The sequence below is a fragment of the Kitasatospora sp. SUK 42 genome (assembly GCF_015776785.2).
GTDB lineage: Bacteria > Actinomycetota > Actinomycetes > Streptomycetales > Streptomycetaceae > Kitasatospora.
The window spans coordinates 1,607,287-1,623,564 of the sequence record NZ_LFMD02000002.1 but is presented as its reverse complement, the minus strand read 5'-3'; the positions used below and the strand labels follow the sequence as shown (position 1 = coordinate 1,623,564).

The window sequence follows — 16,278 nt, the reverse complement described above, 5'->3', positions numbered from 1 at the left end:
GCCCTGTGAGGGGTGGAGTTGACCGGTACTAATAGGCCGAGGGCTTGTCCTCAGTTGCTCGCGTCCACTGTGTTGTTCTGAAACAACGACCCCAACCATTCGTGGTTGGTGCGGTTGACAGTTTCATAGTGTTTCGGTGGTCATAGCGTGAGGGAAACGCCCGGTTACATTCCGAACCCGGAAGCTAAGCCTCACAGCGCCGATGGTACTGCAGGGGGGACCCTGTGGGAGAGTAGGACGCCGCCGAACAATTATTCAGAAGAGCCCTCATCCGGGAAACCGGATGGGGGCTTTTCGCATTTCCGTTGACGTATCGTCGGTACATGGACGATCAGACAGCGGTCATTGCGAACAACGTGCTCCGCCCCGAGCAGCGCGACGGCGCCCTGCGTGTTCTGGCGGAGGCCCAGACGGTGGACGGTCGGGCCGCCGTGTCCGAGCAGGGCCGGCTCCGGCTGCGTTCCTCCGCCGAGACGCCCCGCCCGGGCGTGACCCACTTCCTCCCGACCGACGACGACACCGTTCTCGGCTACGGCCAGCTGGAGGTCCCGGAGGTCCCGGAGGGCCCGGCCGCCAACCCCGCCGCCGAGCTGGTGGTCGACCCGGCCGCCCGCGGTCGCGGGCTGGCCCGTCCGCTGGTGGACGCCGTGCTGGAGCAGGCCCACCTGGCGGGGCGCGACGCGGTGGACTTCTGGGTGCACGGCGGCCACCCGGCGGCCCGGCACCTGGCCGAGGCGTACGGCGCGGAGCTGGTCCGAGAGCTGCGGCAGATGCGCCGCACCGGCCCGCAGACCGAGGAGGTGGCCCTCCCCGAGGGCATCGAGCTCCGCACCTTCCGCCCGGGGGAGGACGACGCCGAGTGGCTGCGGCTGAACGCCGTGGCCTTCGCCCACCATCCGGAGCAGGGCGCCTGGACCGAGCAGGACCTGGCCGAGCGGCTCGCCGAGCCGTGGTTCGACCCGGCCGGCTTCTTCCTCGCCACCCGCGACGGCAGGCCGGTGGGCTTCCACTGGACCAAGGTGCACCCGGCCACCGCCACCGAGCCGGAGCTGGGCGAGGTGTACGTCGTCGGGGTGGACCCGACCGAGCAGGGCAGCGGCCTCGGCCGGGCGCTGACCGCGGCGGGTCTGCGGTACCTGACCGGCTCCGGTGCGGGGGAGCGCGGGCTGGAAACCGTCCTCCTCTACGTCGACGCCGACAATCCGGCCGCCGTCCGGGTATATGAACGACTGGGATTCACCATTCACGAGGTGGACCTCATGTACCGCGCCCGGTACCGGGCCGACCGCCACCAGCGGCACCGGGCGAACCGCTCGGCCTAGCCGTCCCGGACGGCCGGGCCGTACCGAGCGGACGCGGGCGGGGGGCGGAAGACGGCACCGCCCCTTGCCCCGACCGACTCAGCTTTCCTCCTGGCCATGCGGTGTTTACCGTGGATTCAATTGCTGCCGCGAAGATCACAGGATGAAGTCCGTAGTGTCTCGCTCGTGCAGAGTCGACCGCCATTCGCCGGCCGGTCCTGTACGGACCGCGCCCGGTGGGTGGGCGCTGTCCCCGGGAGCCACCCGGGGCGAGGACGACGGCCCGCAGAGCCATTCGCGTCCGGACGCCGTCCTGCTGCTGGAGGAGCTGGAGCTCATGAGCATCCCCCGCCCCGTCTCTGCCCCGCTGTCGCCAACGGCCCGGATGTCCAGTTCGCTGGGTGTCCCTCCGGAGCTGCCGGCCACGGACGAGCAGGAGTTCGAAGTACTGCCGCAGGGCCGCTTCCTGGACCGCGAGCGGAGCTGGCTCGCGTTCAACGAACGCGTCCTTGAGCTCGCCGAGGACCCGGAGATCCCGCTCCTGGAGCGGGCCAAGTTCCTGGCGATCTTCGCCAGCAACCTGGACGAGTTCTTCATGGTCCGGGTGGCCGGGCTCAAGCGCCGCATCGCCACCGGCGTCGCCCAGCGCAGCGCGTCCGGCCTCCAGCCGCGCGAGGTGCTGGACCTGATCTGGACCCGCTCGCGCGAGCTGATGGCGCGGCACGCCGCCGCCTTCCAGCAGGAGGTGCTGCCGGACCTCGCGACCGAGGGCATCGAGGTGGTGCGCTGGTCGGAGCTGGCCGAGAAGGAGCAGGCCAGGCTCCACACCCTGTTCCGGCAGAAGATCTTCCCCGTTCTGACCCCGCTGGCCGTCGATCCGGCGCACCCCTTCCCGTACATATCGGGACTCTCCCTGAACCTGGCCGTCGTGGTGCGCAACCCGGTGTCCGGGCACAAGCACTTCGCCCGGGTGAAGGTGCCGCAGTCGCTGGCCCGCTTCCTGGAGGCCTCGCCCCAGCGGTACGTCCCGCTGGAGGACGTCATGGGCGCGCACCTGGAGGAGCTCTTCCCGGGGATGGAGGTGTTGGCCCACCACGCCTTCCGCGTCACCCGCAACGAGGACCTGGAGGTGGAGGAGGACGACACCGAGAACATCCTCAAGGCCCTGGAGAAGGAGCTGATGCGGCGGCGCTTCGGCCCGCCGGTCCGGCTGGAGGTCGAGGAGTCGATCGACCCCTACATCCTGGACCTGCTGGTGCGGGAGCTGAACATCACCGAGGCGGAGGTCTTCCCGCTGCCCGGGCCGCTGGACCTGACCGGGCTGTTCGGGATCGCCGAGCTGGACCGTCCGGAGCTCAAGTACCCGAAGTTCGTGGCGGGCACGGCCCGCGGGCTGACCGACGTCGAGTCCGCCTCGCAGCCGGACATCTTCGCCGCGATGCGCGAGCGCGACGTCCTGCTGCACCACCCGTACGACAGCTTCTCCACCTCGGTGCAGGCCTTCCTGGAGCAGGCCGCCGCCGACCCGGACGTGCTGGCGATCAAGCAGACCCTGTACCGGACCTCGGGAGACTCGCCGATCGTGGACGCCCTGATCGACGCGGCCGAGTCCGGCAAGCAGGTGCTGGTCCTGGTCGAGATCAAGGCGCGCTTCGACGAGCAGGCCAACATCAAGTGGGCCCGCAAGCTGGAGGAGGCCGGCTGCCACGTGGTCTACGGCCTGGTCGGGCTGAAGACGCACTGCAAGCTGTCGCTGGTGGTCCGCCAGGAGGGCGACACCCTGCGCCGCTACTCGCACGTCGGCACCGGCAACTACCACCCGAAGACGGCCCGGCTGTACGAGGACCTCGGCCTGCTCACCTCCGACCCGCAGGTCGGCGCCGACCTCTCGGACCTGTTCAACCGGCTGTCCGGCTACTCGCGCCGCGAGTCCTACCGCCGCCTGCTGACCGCCCCGCGCGGTCTGCGCGACGGGCTGGTCTCGCGGATCCACAACGAGATCGCCCACCACAAGGCGGGCCGGCCCGCGTACGTCAAGATCAAGGTCAACTCGATCGTCGACGAGGCCGTGATCGACGCGCTGTACCGGGCCTCGCAGTCCGGGGTGCCGGTGGACGTCTGGGTGCGCGGGATCTGTGCGATCAGGCCGGGCGTGCCGGGGCTGAGCGAGAACATCCGGGTGCGCAGCGTCCTGGGCCGCTTCCTGGAGCACTCCCGGATCTTCGTGTTCGGCAACAACGGCGATCCGGAGGTTTGGATCGGCAGCGCCGACATGATGCACCGCAACCTGGACCGCCGGATCGAGGCCCTGCTGCGGATCACCGACCCGGCGCACCGCGCCGAGCTGTCGGGGCTGATCGACCTCGGGGTGTCGGACGAGACCGAGTCCTGGCACCTGGGGCCGGACGGCACGTGGACCCGTCGCACCCAGGACGCCGAGGACCGGCCGCTGCGGCACGTCCAGGACCTCCTCATCGACTCGCGCCAGCGCCGCCGGGCCGCCACCTCGCGCTGACGCGTCCACTGATGCGAGCCGCCGGAGCAGTCGGGTCCCCCCGGGGCCCCGAGGGGACCTGCTCCGGCGGTCGGCCACCAGCTCCGGGGAACGGCCCCGGGGGAACGGGGATCTACCACGCCATGACCGATGCGCCGATGACGGCCCAGGCGGCGTCCACAGCGACCGCCGGGGACATCCTTTCCCGCCAGCTCACCGCTCAGGCCGGGGCGTTCCTGCGCGCCCTGCCGCTCGCGGTGGGCGAGGTCGGCGCCAGACCCGGTTCGGCCGCGGTCGTCCCGGCGACCGGTACCGCCGATCTGCTGCGGGCCGTGCGGCGGGTCGGCGGGCTGCTGCACACCTTCGGCGCCGTCTTCGAGCAGAGCTGGGCGCAGGAGTCGCGCACCGAGCTGCGCTGGCTGCTCAACCTGCTGGCGCTGGAGCCCGGGTACGTCCGTCGCTCGGCCCGGCTGCTGGGCGCGCTGGACTCGCTGAGCGGCACCGATCCGGACGGCACGGGCATGCTGGCCGGGCACGCCGGCGCCCCCAAGGCGCGGGCGCTGCTGGACCGGCAGCTGACCCTGGCCCGGACGAGGGCCCACTCCACGGTGCTCCAGGAGCTCCGCTCGGCCCGGCTGCACGCGCTGGCGGACCGGATGACCCTGCTGGTCGGTGACGCGCCGCTGCTGGAGGCGGCGGGCGGCCGGGCGCCGGCGGTGCTGCTGCCGCAGGCGGCCGCGGCGTTCACCGCGCTGGCCGCCGGCGCCCAGCAGCTGCCGCTGCAACGGGCCGCGACGCCGTACGGCGGGGACGGGTTGCGCCGACTGGGCACGGTGTCGGTGGCACGCGGCGCGGGGGACGCGGACGCGGCGCTGGCGGCCGACGACGCGCCCTGGTCCCGGCTGCGGATCCTGGTGAAGCGGGCCCGGTACGCGCTGGAGGTGTGCGCCCGCCCGTCCACCGAGCTGGACGAGCTGGACGCGGTGCTGGGCCGGCACCAGGAGGCGGCGGACGCCGCGGTGACCGCCGCCACCGCGGCGCGCACCCCGCGGATCACCCCCGCGACCGCCTACGTGCTGGGCGTGGTCCATGCTGATCAGCGACTGGAGGTGGAGGCGGCGCGGTACGCCTTCGGCCGCCGGTGGTCCGACCTCCCGCCCGGCCCGGACGGCTGGCTGGAGCTCCCCCCTGCCGAGGGCTGGGGGCATTCCCCCGCACCACGGACGGTCTGAATTGCGCGATCGCCTGAACACCGGGCGGCCGGCGGTCCCGGCCCCGGCCGGGACGGGCCGCGCCCCGGTGATCCTGGCGGCGGGCGCGGTGCTGTGGCTGCCCGGCCGGCCCAAGCCCAGCGGTCGGCTGGGGCGGCCGCGGATCGCGGTGATCCACCGGCCCAAGTACGACGACTGGAGCCTGCCGAAGGGCAAGCTCGACCCGGGCGAGGGCGTGGTCGAGGCGGCGCTGCGCGAGGTGTGGGAGGAGACCGGCTTCCACTGCCTGCTCGGCCCGGAGCTGCCCGCCCAGCACTACCCGGCGCAGGGCCGTCCGAAGGAGGTCCGGTACTGGGCGGCGGTGCCCACCGGCGGGGCCTTCCGGCCGAACCGGGAGGTGGACCGGCTGGAGTGGCTGCCGGCCGGGAAGGCCCGCGCCCGGCTGACGCACGAGCGCGACCGGTTGCTGATCGACGCGCTGCTGGCGATGCTGGGCGCGGGGCCCGTACGGACGGACGGCGTCCCACCGGTGAAGGAACAGTGGAAGTGATCTTCCTGCGCCCTTGCCGTGACGCAACCGTTACTACGTGACGTAGTTTCCTGTCATCCGTTCGAGGTTCACTCCCCGTTCACTTGTGACCGGCTGTCGTGTCACTTACCCGGCCTAACTTCGGGTCTACCGGAGGGCCGAACGGGCCCCGGACCACAGCAAAACCCGCTCGGCGCCGTACACGTACGGCCCTCGCAACGGGCAATGCCACAGAAAGGGACACCCCTGTGAAGCTCCAGCGGAACGGCCGCTCCAAGGCCCTCGCCATCGGTGCCATGGCGCTCGTCAGCTCGCTGTCGCTCGCTGCCTGCGGGTCGGACAACAACAGCGGCTCCACCGCCTCCGGCGGTTCCAGCGGTTCCGCTGCCGCCAGCGCCATCAACTGTGGCAAGCCCGGCTCGCTGATCGCCGCCGGCTCGACCGCCCAGGGTGCGGCGATGGACGTCTGGAAGACGTCGTTCAACGCCGCCTGCTCCGGCACCACGATCAACTACCAGGGTGGCGGCTCCGGCGCGGGCATCCAGCAGTTCAACCAGGGCAAGATCCAGTTCGCCGGTTCCGACTCGGCCCTCAAGCCGGCCGAGGTCGACGCCTCCAAGGCGGTCTGCACCGGTGGCCAGGGCATCGACCTGCCGATGGTCGGCGGTCTGATCGCGCTCGTCTTCAACGTCGACGGCGTCGACAACCTGGTCCTGGACGCCCCGACCGCCGCCAAGATCTTCGACTCGCAGATCACCAAGTGGAACGACCCGGCCATCGCCGCCCTGAACCCGGGCGCCAAGCTGCCGGACGCGGAGATCCAGACCTTCCACCGCTCGGACGACTCCGGCACCACCGAGAACCTGACCAAGTACTTCGCCGCCGCCGGCGGCGGCGCCTGGTCCTACCCGGCCGGCAAGGCCTGGGCGGGCAAGGGCGGCCAGTCGGCCAACGGCAGCGCCGGTGTCTCCGCCCAGGTGAAGCAGGTCAAGAACTCGATCAGCTACGTCGAGCTCGCCTACGCCCAGACCAACAACCTGAAGAGCGCCGCGATCAACACCGGTGCCTCCAAGCCGGTCGCGGCCACCGCGGAGAACGCCGCCAACACCTTCGCCAAGGCGCAGATCGCCGGCACCGGCAGCGACCTCGCGCTGAAGCTCGACTACGCGACCAAGGAAGAGGGCTCCTACCCGCTGGTCCTGGTCACCTACGAGATCGTCTGCGACAAGGGCAACAAGGCCGAGACCCTCGACACGGTGAAGTCCTTCCTGACCTACACCATCAGCGACGCGGGCCAGAAGGCCGTCGGCGAGAAGGGCTACGTCCCGCTGCCGAAGACCCTCACCGACAAGGTCAACAGCACCATCGCGACCCTGGCCTGATCCGACAGGACCACCGGTGGGACGGCCCCGTGAGCGAGGGGGGCCGGGGCCGTCCCGCCGGAACGCACCGATCCAGCACCAACGTCCGGGGCACCGCCGCCATGGTGCCGACCCCCTTCCGGGGCGGCGCCACCAGACCGGAGTAGACCAATGACTTCATCCTCCCCTGCCGCCCCGCGAGGCAGGGAACGCCGACCGCGTGACAGCCGGGTCGGCGACAAGATCTTCATGAACCTCGCCCGTGGCTCGGGCATCCTGCTGCTGGTCATCATGGGCGCCATCGCCGCGTTCCTGACCTGGCGGTCGGTCCTGGCCCTCAGCACCAACGAGGGCAACTTCCTCACCACCTTCGAGTGGACGCCGGACGCCCCGAAGCCGGTCTTCGGCATCGCCGTCCTGGCCGTCGGCACCATCGTCAGCGCCGTCATCGCGATGGTGATCGCCGTCCCGGTGGCCATCGGGATCGCGCTGTTCATCTCGCACTACGCGCCGCGCCGGATCGCCCAGCCCTTCGCCTACCTGGTCGACCTGCTCGCCGCCGTCCCCAGCATCGTCTACGGCCTCTGGGGCGCGCTCTTCCTGGTCCCGCACATGGACGGCCTGACCAGCTGGCTCAACCAGTACCTGGGCTGGACGTACATCTTCGACCAGACCAGGACCGGCACCCCGCGCAACCTGTTCACCGTCGGCATCCTGCTGGCGATCATGGTCCTGCCGATCATCACCGCGGTCTCCCGCGAGGTGTTCCGCCAGGTGCCGCGGATGCACGAGGAGGCGGCGCTCGCGCTCGGCGCGACCCGCTGGGAGATGATCCGCACCGCGGTGCTGCCGTTCGGCCGCCCCGGCATCATCTCGGCCTCGATGCTCGGCCTCGGCCGCGCGCTCGGCGAGACCATCGCGGTCGCCGTGGTGCTGTCCGCCAGCAACGTCCTCTCGCTGCACATCCTGGACGCGGGTGGCGGCACGTTCGCGCAGAACATCGCGCTGAAGTTCGCCGAGGCCGGTGACAACGGCCGCAACGCGCTGATGGCCTCCGGCCTCGTCCTGTTCGTCATCACCCTGCTGGTGAACGGCGCCGCGCGACTGATCATCGCCCGCCGCAAGGAGTACTCGGGGGCCAACGCATGACCGCGGCAACGACTTCCGTCACGGCGGACGCCCGGCCGATCAGCCGGAAGCTGACCGCCAACCGGCTGCCCAAGTGGGCCCCGGCCGCCATCGCCGTCGGCTCGATCGCGGTCGGCTGCGGGATCGGCGCCGTCGGCGGCCTGGAGAGCCACCTGCAGTGGGGCCTGATCTCGGCCGTGCTGTTCCTGCTGGGCAGCTACCTGGTCTCGGCCCAGGTCGAGGGCCGGCGCCAGGCCAAGGACCGGTTCGCCACCTCGGTGGTCTGGGTCGCCTTCATCCTGGCCGTCGTCCCGCTGGTCTCGCTGACCTTCTACACGGTCCAGCAGGGCATCTCGGTGGTGAATGGGAACTTCCTGAGCCACTCGATGAGGGGCGTGATCCAGTCGGGCCCCGGCGGCGGCATCTACCACGCCCTGATCGGCACCCTCCAGCAGGTCGGCCTGGCCACCCTGATGGCCGCCCCACTGGGTCTGCTGACCGCCGTCTACCTGGTCGAGTACGGCCGCGGCAAGCTCGCCAAGGCCGTCACCTTCTTCGTCGACGTCATGACGGGCATCCCGTCGATCGTCGCCGGTCTGTTCATCCTCTCGCTCTGGAACCTCGCCCTGGGCTTCAGCTACTCCGGCTTCTCGGGCAGCCTCGCGCTGGCGATCCTGATGATCCCGGTCGTGGTCCGGTCCACCGAGGAGATGCTCAAGCTCGTCCCGAACGAACTGCGCGAGGCCTCGTACGCGCTCGGTGTTCCGAAGTGGAAGACCATCCTGCGGATCGTCCTCCCCACCGCGATCGGCGGCATCACCACCGGTGTGATGCTCGCGGTCGCCCGCATCACGGGCGAGACCGCCCCGGTGATGATGCTGGTGTTCGGCGCCGACGCCATCAACACCAACCCGTTCGAGGGGCCGCAGCAGTCCCTGCCGATGTACATCTGGCAGCAGTACTCGATGGTCAACAACGACTTCGGGTACGCCCGCGCCTGGGGTGCCGCGCTGGTGCTGATCGCCTTCGTGATGGGGCTCAACCTCATCGCCCGGGGCATCGCACGCTGGCGCTCGCCCAAGGGCGGGCACTGAGCGACCGACTGACGTACGACACAGCATTCATTAGCGGCCGACGGCCGCGGGCGAGAGAAGTAATGATCATGGCCAAGCGCATCGACGTCAGCGGACTGTCGGCCTACTACGGCACCACCAAGGCCATCGAGGACATCTCGATGAGCATCGAGCCCCGCTCGGTGACCGCCTTCATCGGCCCCTCCGGCTGTGGCAAGTCCACCTTCCTCCGCACCCTCAACCGGATGCACGAGGTGATCCCCGGCGCCCGGGTCGAGGGCAAGGTCCTCCTGGACGACGAGAACCTGTACGCCTCCAACGTCGACCCGGTCGCCGTGCGCCGCTCGGTCGGCATGGTCTTCCAGCGCCCGAACCCCTTCCCGACCATGTCGATCTACGACAACGTGGTCGCCGGGCTGAAGCTCGCGGGCGTGAGGAAGAAGGCCGTCCTGGACGACGTGGTGGAGCGCTCGCTGAAGGGCGCCAACCTCTGGAAGGAGGTCCACACCCGGCTGAACAAGCCGGGTGCCGGCCTCTCCGGCGGTCAGCAGCAGCGCCTGTGCATCGCCCGCGCCATCGCGGTCGAGCCGCAGGTCCTGCTGATGGACGAGCCCTGCTCCGCGCTCGACCCGATCTCCACCCTCGCCATCGAGGACCTGATCGGCGAGCTGAAGTCGCAGTTCACCATCGTCATCGTGACCCACAACATGCAGCAGGCGGCCCGTGTCAGCGACCGCACCGCCTTCTTCAACCTGTCCGGCGTCGGCCAGCCGGGCAAGCTGATCGAGCTGGACGACACCCAGCGGATCTTCTCCAACCCGTCGGTCCAGGCGACCGAGGACTACATCTCCGGCCGCTTCGGCTAGACCGCCGGACCCCAGCCGTCCCGCGGTGCTGCATGGCGGTGCCGCCGCGGGGCACGAGAAAGGGCCCGCCCCCGAGATGTGGGGGCGGGCCCTGCCTCTTTCCGGCCGTCCGGGGCGTCAGCCCCAGAACAGGTGAACGAACCAGTACATCAGCGCTGCGACGATGGCGGCCGCCGGCATCGTGATGAACCAGCCGAGCACGATGTTCTTCGCGACGCCCCAGCGCACCGCGCGGATCCGCTTGGTGGCCCCCGCGCCCATGATGGCGGCGGTGATCACGTGGGTGGTCGAGATCGGCGCCTTGAAGACGAACGACGTGATGTACATGACCGCGGCGGAGGTGGCCTCGGCGGCGAAGCCCTGCGGCGGGTCCAGCTCGATGATCTTGCGGCCGAGCGTCCGCATGATCCGCCAGCCACCCGCGTAGGTGCCCAGCGAGAGCATGGTCGCGCAGGAGATCTTCACCCAGACCGGGATCCCGCCGCCGGACTGGTGGCCGGAGATGGTGAGTGCCATCACGACGATGCCCATGGTCTTCTGGGCGTCCTGCAGGCCGTGGGCCAGCGCCATCGCGGCGGCCGAGGCGGTCTGGGCGACCCGGAAGTTGCGCTTGGCGCGGTGCGGGTTGGCCCGGCGGAAGATCCACAGGATCGCCAGCATCACCAGGAAGCCGCCGACCAGGCCGACCACCGGCGAGACGATCATCGGGATGACGATCTTGTCGATCACCCCGCTCCAGATCACGTCGACCCCGCCGGCCAGCGCCGCGCCCACCATGCCGCCGAACAGGGCGTGCGAGGAGGAGGACGGCAGGCCGAAGTACCAGGTGACCAGGTTCCATGCGATCGCGCCGACCAGTGCGGCGAAGAGGATCGCCATCCCCTGGTTGCCGGTCGGGGTCTCGATGATTCCCTTGGAGACGGTGTGCGCGACCCCGCTGCCCAGGAACGCGCCGGCCAGGTTCATCACGGCGGCCATCGCGAGCGCGGCCCTCGGGGTCAGCGCCCGGGTCGAGACCGAGGTGGCGATCGCGTTCGCCGAGTCGTGGAAGCCGTTGGTGTACGTGAAGAAGAACGCAACGCCGATGACGGCGATGAGTGCTGCCATGTCCACGAGGGTCAGGACTCCTTGACGGCGATGGTCTCCACCGTGTTGGCGACGTGCTCGAACGCGTCCGCCGCCTCCTCAAGGACGTCCACGACCTGCTTGAGCTTGAGCACCTCGATGGCGTCGTACTGACCGGAGAACAGGTGGGCGAGCAGCTTGCGGTGGATCTGGTCGGCCTGGTTCTCCAGCCGGTTGACCTCGATCCAGTACTCGGTGAGGTTCGACATGCTGCGCAGGTTCGGCATCGCCTCGGCGGTGAGTTCCGCGGCGCGCGCCAGCACCTCGATCTGCTGCTCGATGCCCTTCGGGAGCGTCTGGATGTCGTAGAGGACGACCAGGTCGACGGCCTCCTCCATGAAGTCCATGATGTCGTCCAGCGACGAGGCGAGGCTGTAGATGTCCTCGCGGTCGAAGGGCGTGATGAAGGAGGAGTTCAACTGGTGGAAGACGGCATGGGTGGTGTCGTCCCCGGCGTGCTCGGCGGCGCGCATGCGCTCGACGATCTCCGCGCGGGCCGACACGTCTGATCCCAGCAGCTCCAGAAGGAGCTTCGATCCGACGACGAGGTTCTCCGCGGCTGCGGCGAACATGTCGTAGAAACTCGTCTCCTTCGGGGTCAGGCTAAAACGCACGGAAATCTCCGATGTGCGGGGTAGGGACTGAACGATGCTAGGTGCAACCAAGCGCAATCGCGCAAACGGGGTGATGCCGGAGGAGGCGGAACCTCCCCTTCCGTTCGGCTGCCGCACCGGCTGATCCGGACCGCACGGCCGTGTGCGGACGTGAGCGAGCGTAGCGAGCGAACCGTCAGGAGGCGCGCTTTGAGCGGAGCGTCCGCCGAGCCGGGCGGGGCGGGCGCCGAGCCCAAGTCTGGCGGAACCCCGCCCGGATCGCCCCCGTCGTGCAGGAGGAGGAACGGGGCGCCGCTCAGACGGGTGAACCGCGCGACGGCCCGCACCGGGCCCCCTCGGCACCTGCCGGATCGGCCGTCGGAACACCACGGGAGGCCCCGGTGTTGGACACTGGAGGCCGACGCAGCCACCAGGCACCCAGACGAAGGCGGGCCGATGACCACGACGCAAGCGCGCACCGAGCCGGACCACGCGCACGGGACCGACCCCCACCCCGGCACCCCCACCACGGCCGTCCCCGAGGCCGCCGGTCACCACGGCGGCCCGCACGGCTACAGCGCGCAGAAGGACGCGCACCTCAAGCGGCTGCGCCGGATCGAGGGCCAGATCCGCGGCCTCCAGCGGATGGTCGACGAGGACGTCTACTGCATCGACGTGCTCACCCAGGTCTCGGCCAGCACCAAGGCCCTGCAGTCCTTCGCGCTCTCCCTGCTGGAGGAGCACCTGCGGCACTGCGTCGCCGCGGCCGCCGAGCAGGGCGGAACCGAGCTGGACGCCAAGGTGGCGGAGGCCTCGGCGGCGATCAGCCGACTGCTGCGCAGCTGAGGCCGGGGCCCGAAGGCGGGCCCTAGCCTTCGCCCTCCCGCTCGGCCCGGCCGGGGTCCACCCGGTCCAGCAGCACCTCGTCGATCCGTTCGGTCGGCAGCCGGTCGCAGGAACTGGCCGTCGCGGCGATCATCAGCTCGCCGGCCAGCTCGATCTCGTCGAGGGCCGCGTCGTCGTGGCCACCGCTGCGGCCGCCCGTGGACGACACCACCTGCACCACCCCTTCAGCGCCTCGCCAGCCCGGGCGGCAGCCACCCGATGTCCAGCCTAGGCACTCCGGGGCCCGTCCACATGGCACGGACGGGCCATCTCGGCGCCGCCGAAACGGGTGGCCACCGCTCCCCGGACGGCCACCCGCTCCGGCGGCGCCCCGTCTCGCCCCGGCGCCGGAGCGCTGCCCCGGCGGGCTACTTCGGGCTCTCCGAGGGCTTCATCTGGTAGATGTCCGAGGCCGGCGGCTCCGCCGCGTCGACCGGCTTGCCGAAGTCCGACAGCGAGGTGGTCGAGGTCACCTTCACCTGGTCCTTGGCCTCCTTCGACCCGGCCACCCCGGCGAAGGTGAACACCTCGACCACCTTGTGCAGCCGGCCCTGGTCGTCCAGCCAGGCGTCGTACGGGACCTCCTTCGCGGTGAAGGTCTGCGCGCCCATCCGCAGGCCGTCCCCGCCCCGGCCGCCGGTCGCGTCGGCCGCCTTGGACAGGTCCAGGGTGCCCCGGTAGTGGTGCAGCACGGTCCCGTCCACGGTGTCGGTGCCGACCAGCTCGGCCTTCTGCACCCCGCGCAGCGCGCCCGCCGCCGAGGCCGGGTCGGTGGCGCCGCTGCTGACCAGGTTGCCGTCCGGCAGCTGACGCACGTCCAGCTTGACCCACTTGCCCTCGGGCACCTTGGCGCCGCTGTTCTGCAGGTAGACCGTGCCCGGCAGGACCACCTCGACGATCCTCCCGGTGGTCGCCGCGCCCGGCGGCACCTGGACCTCCAGCCGGCCGATCCGCTTCACGTAGTCGTAGCCGCCGGTCCCGGTGAACGAGGCCTTCTTCTCGGCGGACTCGGTGACCAGCTCGGTGGCGGTGTGCGCCGAACCGGTGCGGCCGGTGATGTCGGCGGCGCCCCGAACGGCCGTCAGCGGGTCGGCGGCCAGCTGGTCCGGGGCACCCGACTGCTGGTCGGAGGAGCCGGCGCCGGAGTGGCCCGAGCAGCCGGCGGCCCCCGCGGCCAGGGCGGCGGCGAGCAGGGCGGCCCCGGCCGCCGAGCGCAGGTGCGGACCCGGACGGCGCGCTGGCCGCCCGGTGCGCTGCTGGTCGGTCATCTTCATCCTCGCGACAACCCCCTCGGGCCCGACTGCCCCGCCGACGGCGGCACCGGCTGAGGCACCGGGTGGGCAGAGCTCTTTCCGGGTAAACGAGTTGGGGCGCGAAGGGTTACGGGGCCGGGGGAGCGGAGCACGTCGCACGACGGGCCCGGGAGCGTTACGGTGAACCACGTGCACAGTGAGCTGCCGGCCGCGCCCGGCACCACCCGGATGCCCGAGCACCGCGTCGCGATCAGCGAGCGCGGTTCCTTCGCCTTCGCGACCTGTAGCTGCGGCTGGTACGCGCCGGCCCGCCGCTCCCGGGACCTGGCCCGCCGGGAAGGCGGCGGGCACCTGGCGGAGAACGGCGGCGGGGAGCTGGATTAGGCCGCGAGGTCGGACTCCGGCGGCTGCTCCTCGGCGCGCACCGCCCCGCGCCCGCGCCGACGGCCGCGCGCGACGGCCCCGCCGCGGCCCGCGCCGCCGCGCTCCGGGGCCCGGATCAGCGGGGCGACGGCCGTCCGGCTCAGCGCGTGGCAGAACGGCACCAGCACCGCCATCGCGATCGGTGCCAGCAGCAGCACCACGGCGACCGCGAGCGCGAAGCCGCCGATCACGTCCGTCGGGTAGTGGACGCCCATGAACATCCGGCAGAAGCCCTGCAGCAGGGCCAGACCGCCGGCGATCCAGCCGAGCCTGCGGTTCACCAGGAACAGCGCCACCGCGACCGCCATCGTCATGGTCGAGTGGTCGCTGACGAAGGAGTGGGTGCCCGCCTTGCCGTCCACCAGCACCAGCAGGTCGGGGTGGTCGACGAAGGGGCGCGGGCGGTTCACGATCGCGGCGATCGGCAGGTTGGCCAGCTCGGCGACCGCGACCGAGAGCGGCACCCAGAGCAGTCCGGCGATCGCCACCGGCGCGTCCGGGCGGCGTCTGGCCTGCAGCCAGCCCACCAGCCCGAGCATCGCCAGGCCGATCAGGATGCCGTACTCGCCGACCCACGAGACCAGGTGGTCCAGCCACCGCGGGGAGCTCTTGGCCAGGCCGTTGACGGCGCGGAGCAGGCCGAGGTCGGGGTTGGTCGTGTCGGCAAGCGGCGTCGACACGCCGCACCTCCTTCTGGTCCGCTGCATCTGGTCGTTCGGCCGGGGCCCGCCCGGCGGGGAAAAGCTGACGAGGGGCCACCGGACCCAACGTCAACGCCGGGACACAGCGTTCCACGGGAACGCGCGGTTATGGAAACTTGACTCAGCGTCCACAGCGCGCACACAGGTCCCCCGGGGCTCAGCCGTTCCCGACCGGGCGTCCCGGCCCGGTCGGGGCCGCCGGGGCCGCGAGCGCGGGCTGGGCCGGGGCGGTCGTCGGGCCGGCGGTGGGGGAGGTCGTGGCCTGCGGGTCACCCGGACGGCTGGGGGCGTTGACCGCGCCCTGGCTGTTGCGGGTCGGCAGCGCCTGGGCGCCGTCCGAGGTGACCCGGGTCGCGCCGATGTACTCCCTGGTGTCGATCTTGTCGTAGCGGATCACCGCCCCGGTGTGCGGGGCGTCGAGCATGTAGCCGCCGCCGACGTAGATCCCGACGTGGTGGATGCTCCGCGGATCGCTCAGGTCCGTCGCCCAGAACACCAGGTCGCCAGGCCGCAACTGGTCGCGCGACGGGTGCGGGCCGGCGTACCACTGGTCGTTGGCCACCCGGGGCAGCTCGATGCCCACGCTCTCGAACGCCGCCTTGGTCAGCCCGGAGCAGTCGAACCGCCCGTTGTCCGCGGCCGTGCCGTCACCGCCCCACAGGTACGGCGTGCCGAGCTTGGTCTGCGCGAAGTAGATCGCGGCCGCCGACTGCGAGGACACCTCCACCGGCGCGGTCGACGCGGTGAAACTGCGGGCCATCGCCTGGATGTTCCGCACGTAGCCCTGGGTCTCCCGGTACGGCGGCACCCCCCTGTTCTTCGTCACCGCGTACGGGCCCGCGTTGTAGGCGGCCAGCACGTTGGCCTGCGGGTCGCCGGGCACATTGGCGACGTCCTTGGCGAGCGCGCAGTCGTAGACCGCCGCCGAGGCGATCGCGTCGTACGGGTCCCAGACGTCCTTCCTGCCGTCCCCGTTGCCGTCCGTTCCGTACATCGCCCAGGTGCCCGGCATGAACTGCGCCATTCCCTGCGCGCCGACGCCGGATTGGGCCTTGGGATCGAAACCGCTTTCCTGGTACAGCTGCGCCGCGAGCATCGGCGGGGAGATCTCCGGGCACAACGTGCCCCACTTCTGGATCGTCTCCTGGTAGGCCGCCGGGACCGTACCGGGAGAGAGGGCGGAACGATTCGCCGCCTGCTGCGGCGTCCCGCTTGCCGCATATGTCCCCATCGTCACCAGGCCGAGGAAGCCGAACGCGACAACTCCCGCAGCGACGGCGGCAGTACCGCCCTTCCGGAGTACCATCAGCACCATCCCGACGAGTCGTCAGTCGA

16 protein-coding genes and 1 rRNA gene are annotated in these 16,278 nt (G+C 71.1%); 11 read left to right on the top strand and 6 right to left on the bottom strand.

The features are described from left to right. Positions 1-132: 132 nt before the first annotated feature. The 9 genes from rrf to pstB all read left to right on the top strand — a co-directional run bounded on the left by rrf (position 133) and on the right by pstB (position 9,963). Positions 133-249 (top strand): 5S ribosomal RNA (gene rrf / locus RZ50_RS06960). 74 nt (positions 250-323) lie between these two features. Then, positions 324-1,322, top strand: coding sequence for a mycothiol synthase (gene mshD, locus RZ50_RS06955; protein WP_196951660.1), 999 nt, complete (start codon positions 324-326; stop codon positions 1,320-1,322). A 142-nt stretch (positions 1,323-1,464) separates the two neighbouring features. Then, positions 1,465-3,816: an RNA degradosome polyphosphate kinase gene (locus tag RZ50_RS06950; protein ID WP_374199879.1), complete on the top strand. Its 2,352-nt coding sequence runs from the start codon at positions 1,465-1,467 to the stop codon at positions 3,814-3,816. Between the two features lie 122 nt (positions 3,817-3,938). Then, complete coding sequence (locus RZ50_RS06945; RefSeq protein ID WP_254802014.1) at positions 3,939-5,027, top strand: CHAD domain-containing protein; 1,089 nt, start codon at positions 3,939-3,941, stop codon at positions 5,025-5,027. A 67-nt stretch (positions 5,028-5,094) separates the two neighbouring features. Beyond that, complete coding sequence (locus RZ50_RS06940) at positions 5,095-5,556, top strand: NUDIX hydrolase (protein ID WP_374199902.1); 462 nt, start codon at positions 5,095-5,097, stop codon at positions 5,554-5,556. A gap of 227 nt (positions 5,557-5,783) precedes the next feature. Further along, positions 5,784-6,917: a phosphate ABC transporter substrate-binding protein PstS gene (pstS, locus tag RZ50_RS06935; RefSeq protein ID WP_196951661.1), complete on the top strand. Its 1,134-nt coding sequence runs from the start codon at positions 5,784-5,786 to the stop codon at positions 6,915-6,917. Positions 6,918-7,067: 150 nt separating this feature from the next. After that, a complete protein-coding gene (pstC, locus tag RZ50_RS06930; protein ID WP_196951662.1) occupies positions 7,068-8,045 on the top strand; it encodes a phosphate ABC transporter permease subunit PstC in 978 nt (325 codons plus the stop codon). Next, complete coding sequence (pstA, locus tag RZ50_RS06925; RefSeq protein ID WP_196951663.1) at positions 8,042-9,118, top strand: phosphate ABC transporter permease PstA; 1,077 nt, start codon at positions 8,042-8,044, stop codon at positions 9,116-9,118. The genes pstC and pstA overlap by 4 nt, the downstream gene beginning before the upstream one ends. A gap of 68 nt (positions 9,119-9,186) precedes the next feature. Beyond that, positions 9,187-9,963 carry a phosphate ABC transporter ATP-binding protein PstB gene (pstB, locus tag RZ50_RS06920; RefSeq protein WP_196951664.1) on the top strand — a complete coding sequence of 259 codons (777 nt, stop codon included), beginning with the start codon at positions 9,187-9,189 and terminating at the stop codon, positions 9,961-9,963. Between the two features lie 117 nt (positions 9,964-10,080). Here the strand turns inward: pstB and RZ50_RS06915 are convergent, their stop codons facing one another. After that, complete coding sequence (locus RZ50_RS06915; RefSeq protein ID WP_196951665.1) at positions 10,081-11,076, bottom strand: inorganic phosphate transporter; 996 nt, start codon at positions 11,074-11,076, stop codon at positions 10,081-10,083. Between the two features lie 5 nt (positions 11,077-11,081). Continuing rightward, positions 11,082-11,702 (bottom strand): DUF47 domain-containing protein, encoded by a 621-nt coding sequence (locus RZ50_RS06910; RefSeq protein WP_030059626.1) that lies wholly within the window; start codon positions 11,700-11,702, stop codon positions 11,082-11,084. A 435-nt stretch (positions 11,703-12,137) separates the two neighbouring features. Between RZ50_RS06910 and RZ50_RS06905 the strand changes: the two genes are divergently transcribed. Next, entirely contained in the window at positions 12,138-12,527 is a 390-nt protein-coding gene (locus RZ50_RS06905; protein WP_196951666.1) for a metal-sensitive transcriptional regulator, read from the top strand. A 22-nt stretch (positions 12,528-12,549) separates the two neighbouring features. Here the strand turns inward: RZ50_RS06905 and RZ50_RS06900 are convergent, their stop codons facing one another. Further along, positions 12,550-12,738: a hypothetical protein gene (locus tag RZ50_RS06900; RefSeq protein ID WP_254802432.1), complete on the bottom strand. Its 189-nt coding sequence runs from the start codon at positions 12,736-12,738 to the stop codon at positions 12,550-12,552. 196 nt (positions 12,739-12,934) lie between these two features. Next, positions 12,935-13,834, bottom strand: coding sequence for a hypothetical protein (locus RZ50_RS06895; RefSeq protein ID WP_196951667.1), 900 nt, complete (start codon positions 13,832-13,834; stop codon positions 12,935-12,937). A 174-nt stretch (positions 13,835-14,008) separates the two neighbouring features. Between RZ50_RS06895 and RZ50_RS06890 the strand changes: the two genes are divergently transcribed. Further along, entirely contained in the window at positions 14,009-14,203 is a 195-nt protein-coding gene (locus tag RZ50_RS06890; protein ID WP_196951684.1) for a hypothetical protein, read from the top strand. On the opposite strand, the gene RZ50_RS06885 is transcribed toward RZ50_RS06890, so the two are convergent. Next, positions 14,200-14,949 (bottom strand): phosphatase PAP2 family protein, encoded by a 750-nt coding sequence (locus RZ50_RS06885; protein WP_196951668.1) that lies wholly within the window; start codon positions 14,947-14,949, stop codon positions 14,200-14,202. The two genes, RZ50_RS06890 and RZ50_RS06885, sit on opposite strands and share 4 nt — an antisense overlap. Before the next feature lie 151 nt (positions 14,950-15,100). Beyond that, entirely contained in the window at positions 15,101-16,249 is a 1,149-nt protein-coding gene (locus RZ50_RS06880) for a bifunctional lytic transglycosylase/C40 family peptidase (RefSeq protein ID WP_196951669.1), read from the bottom strand. Between the last annotated feature and the right edge of the window lie 29 nt (positions 16,250-16,278).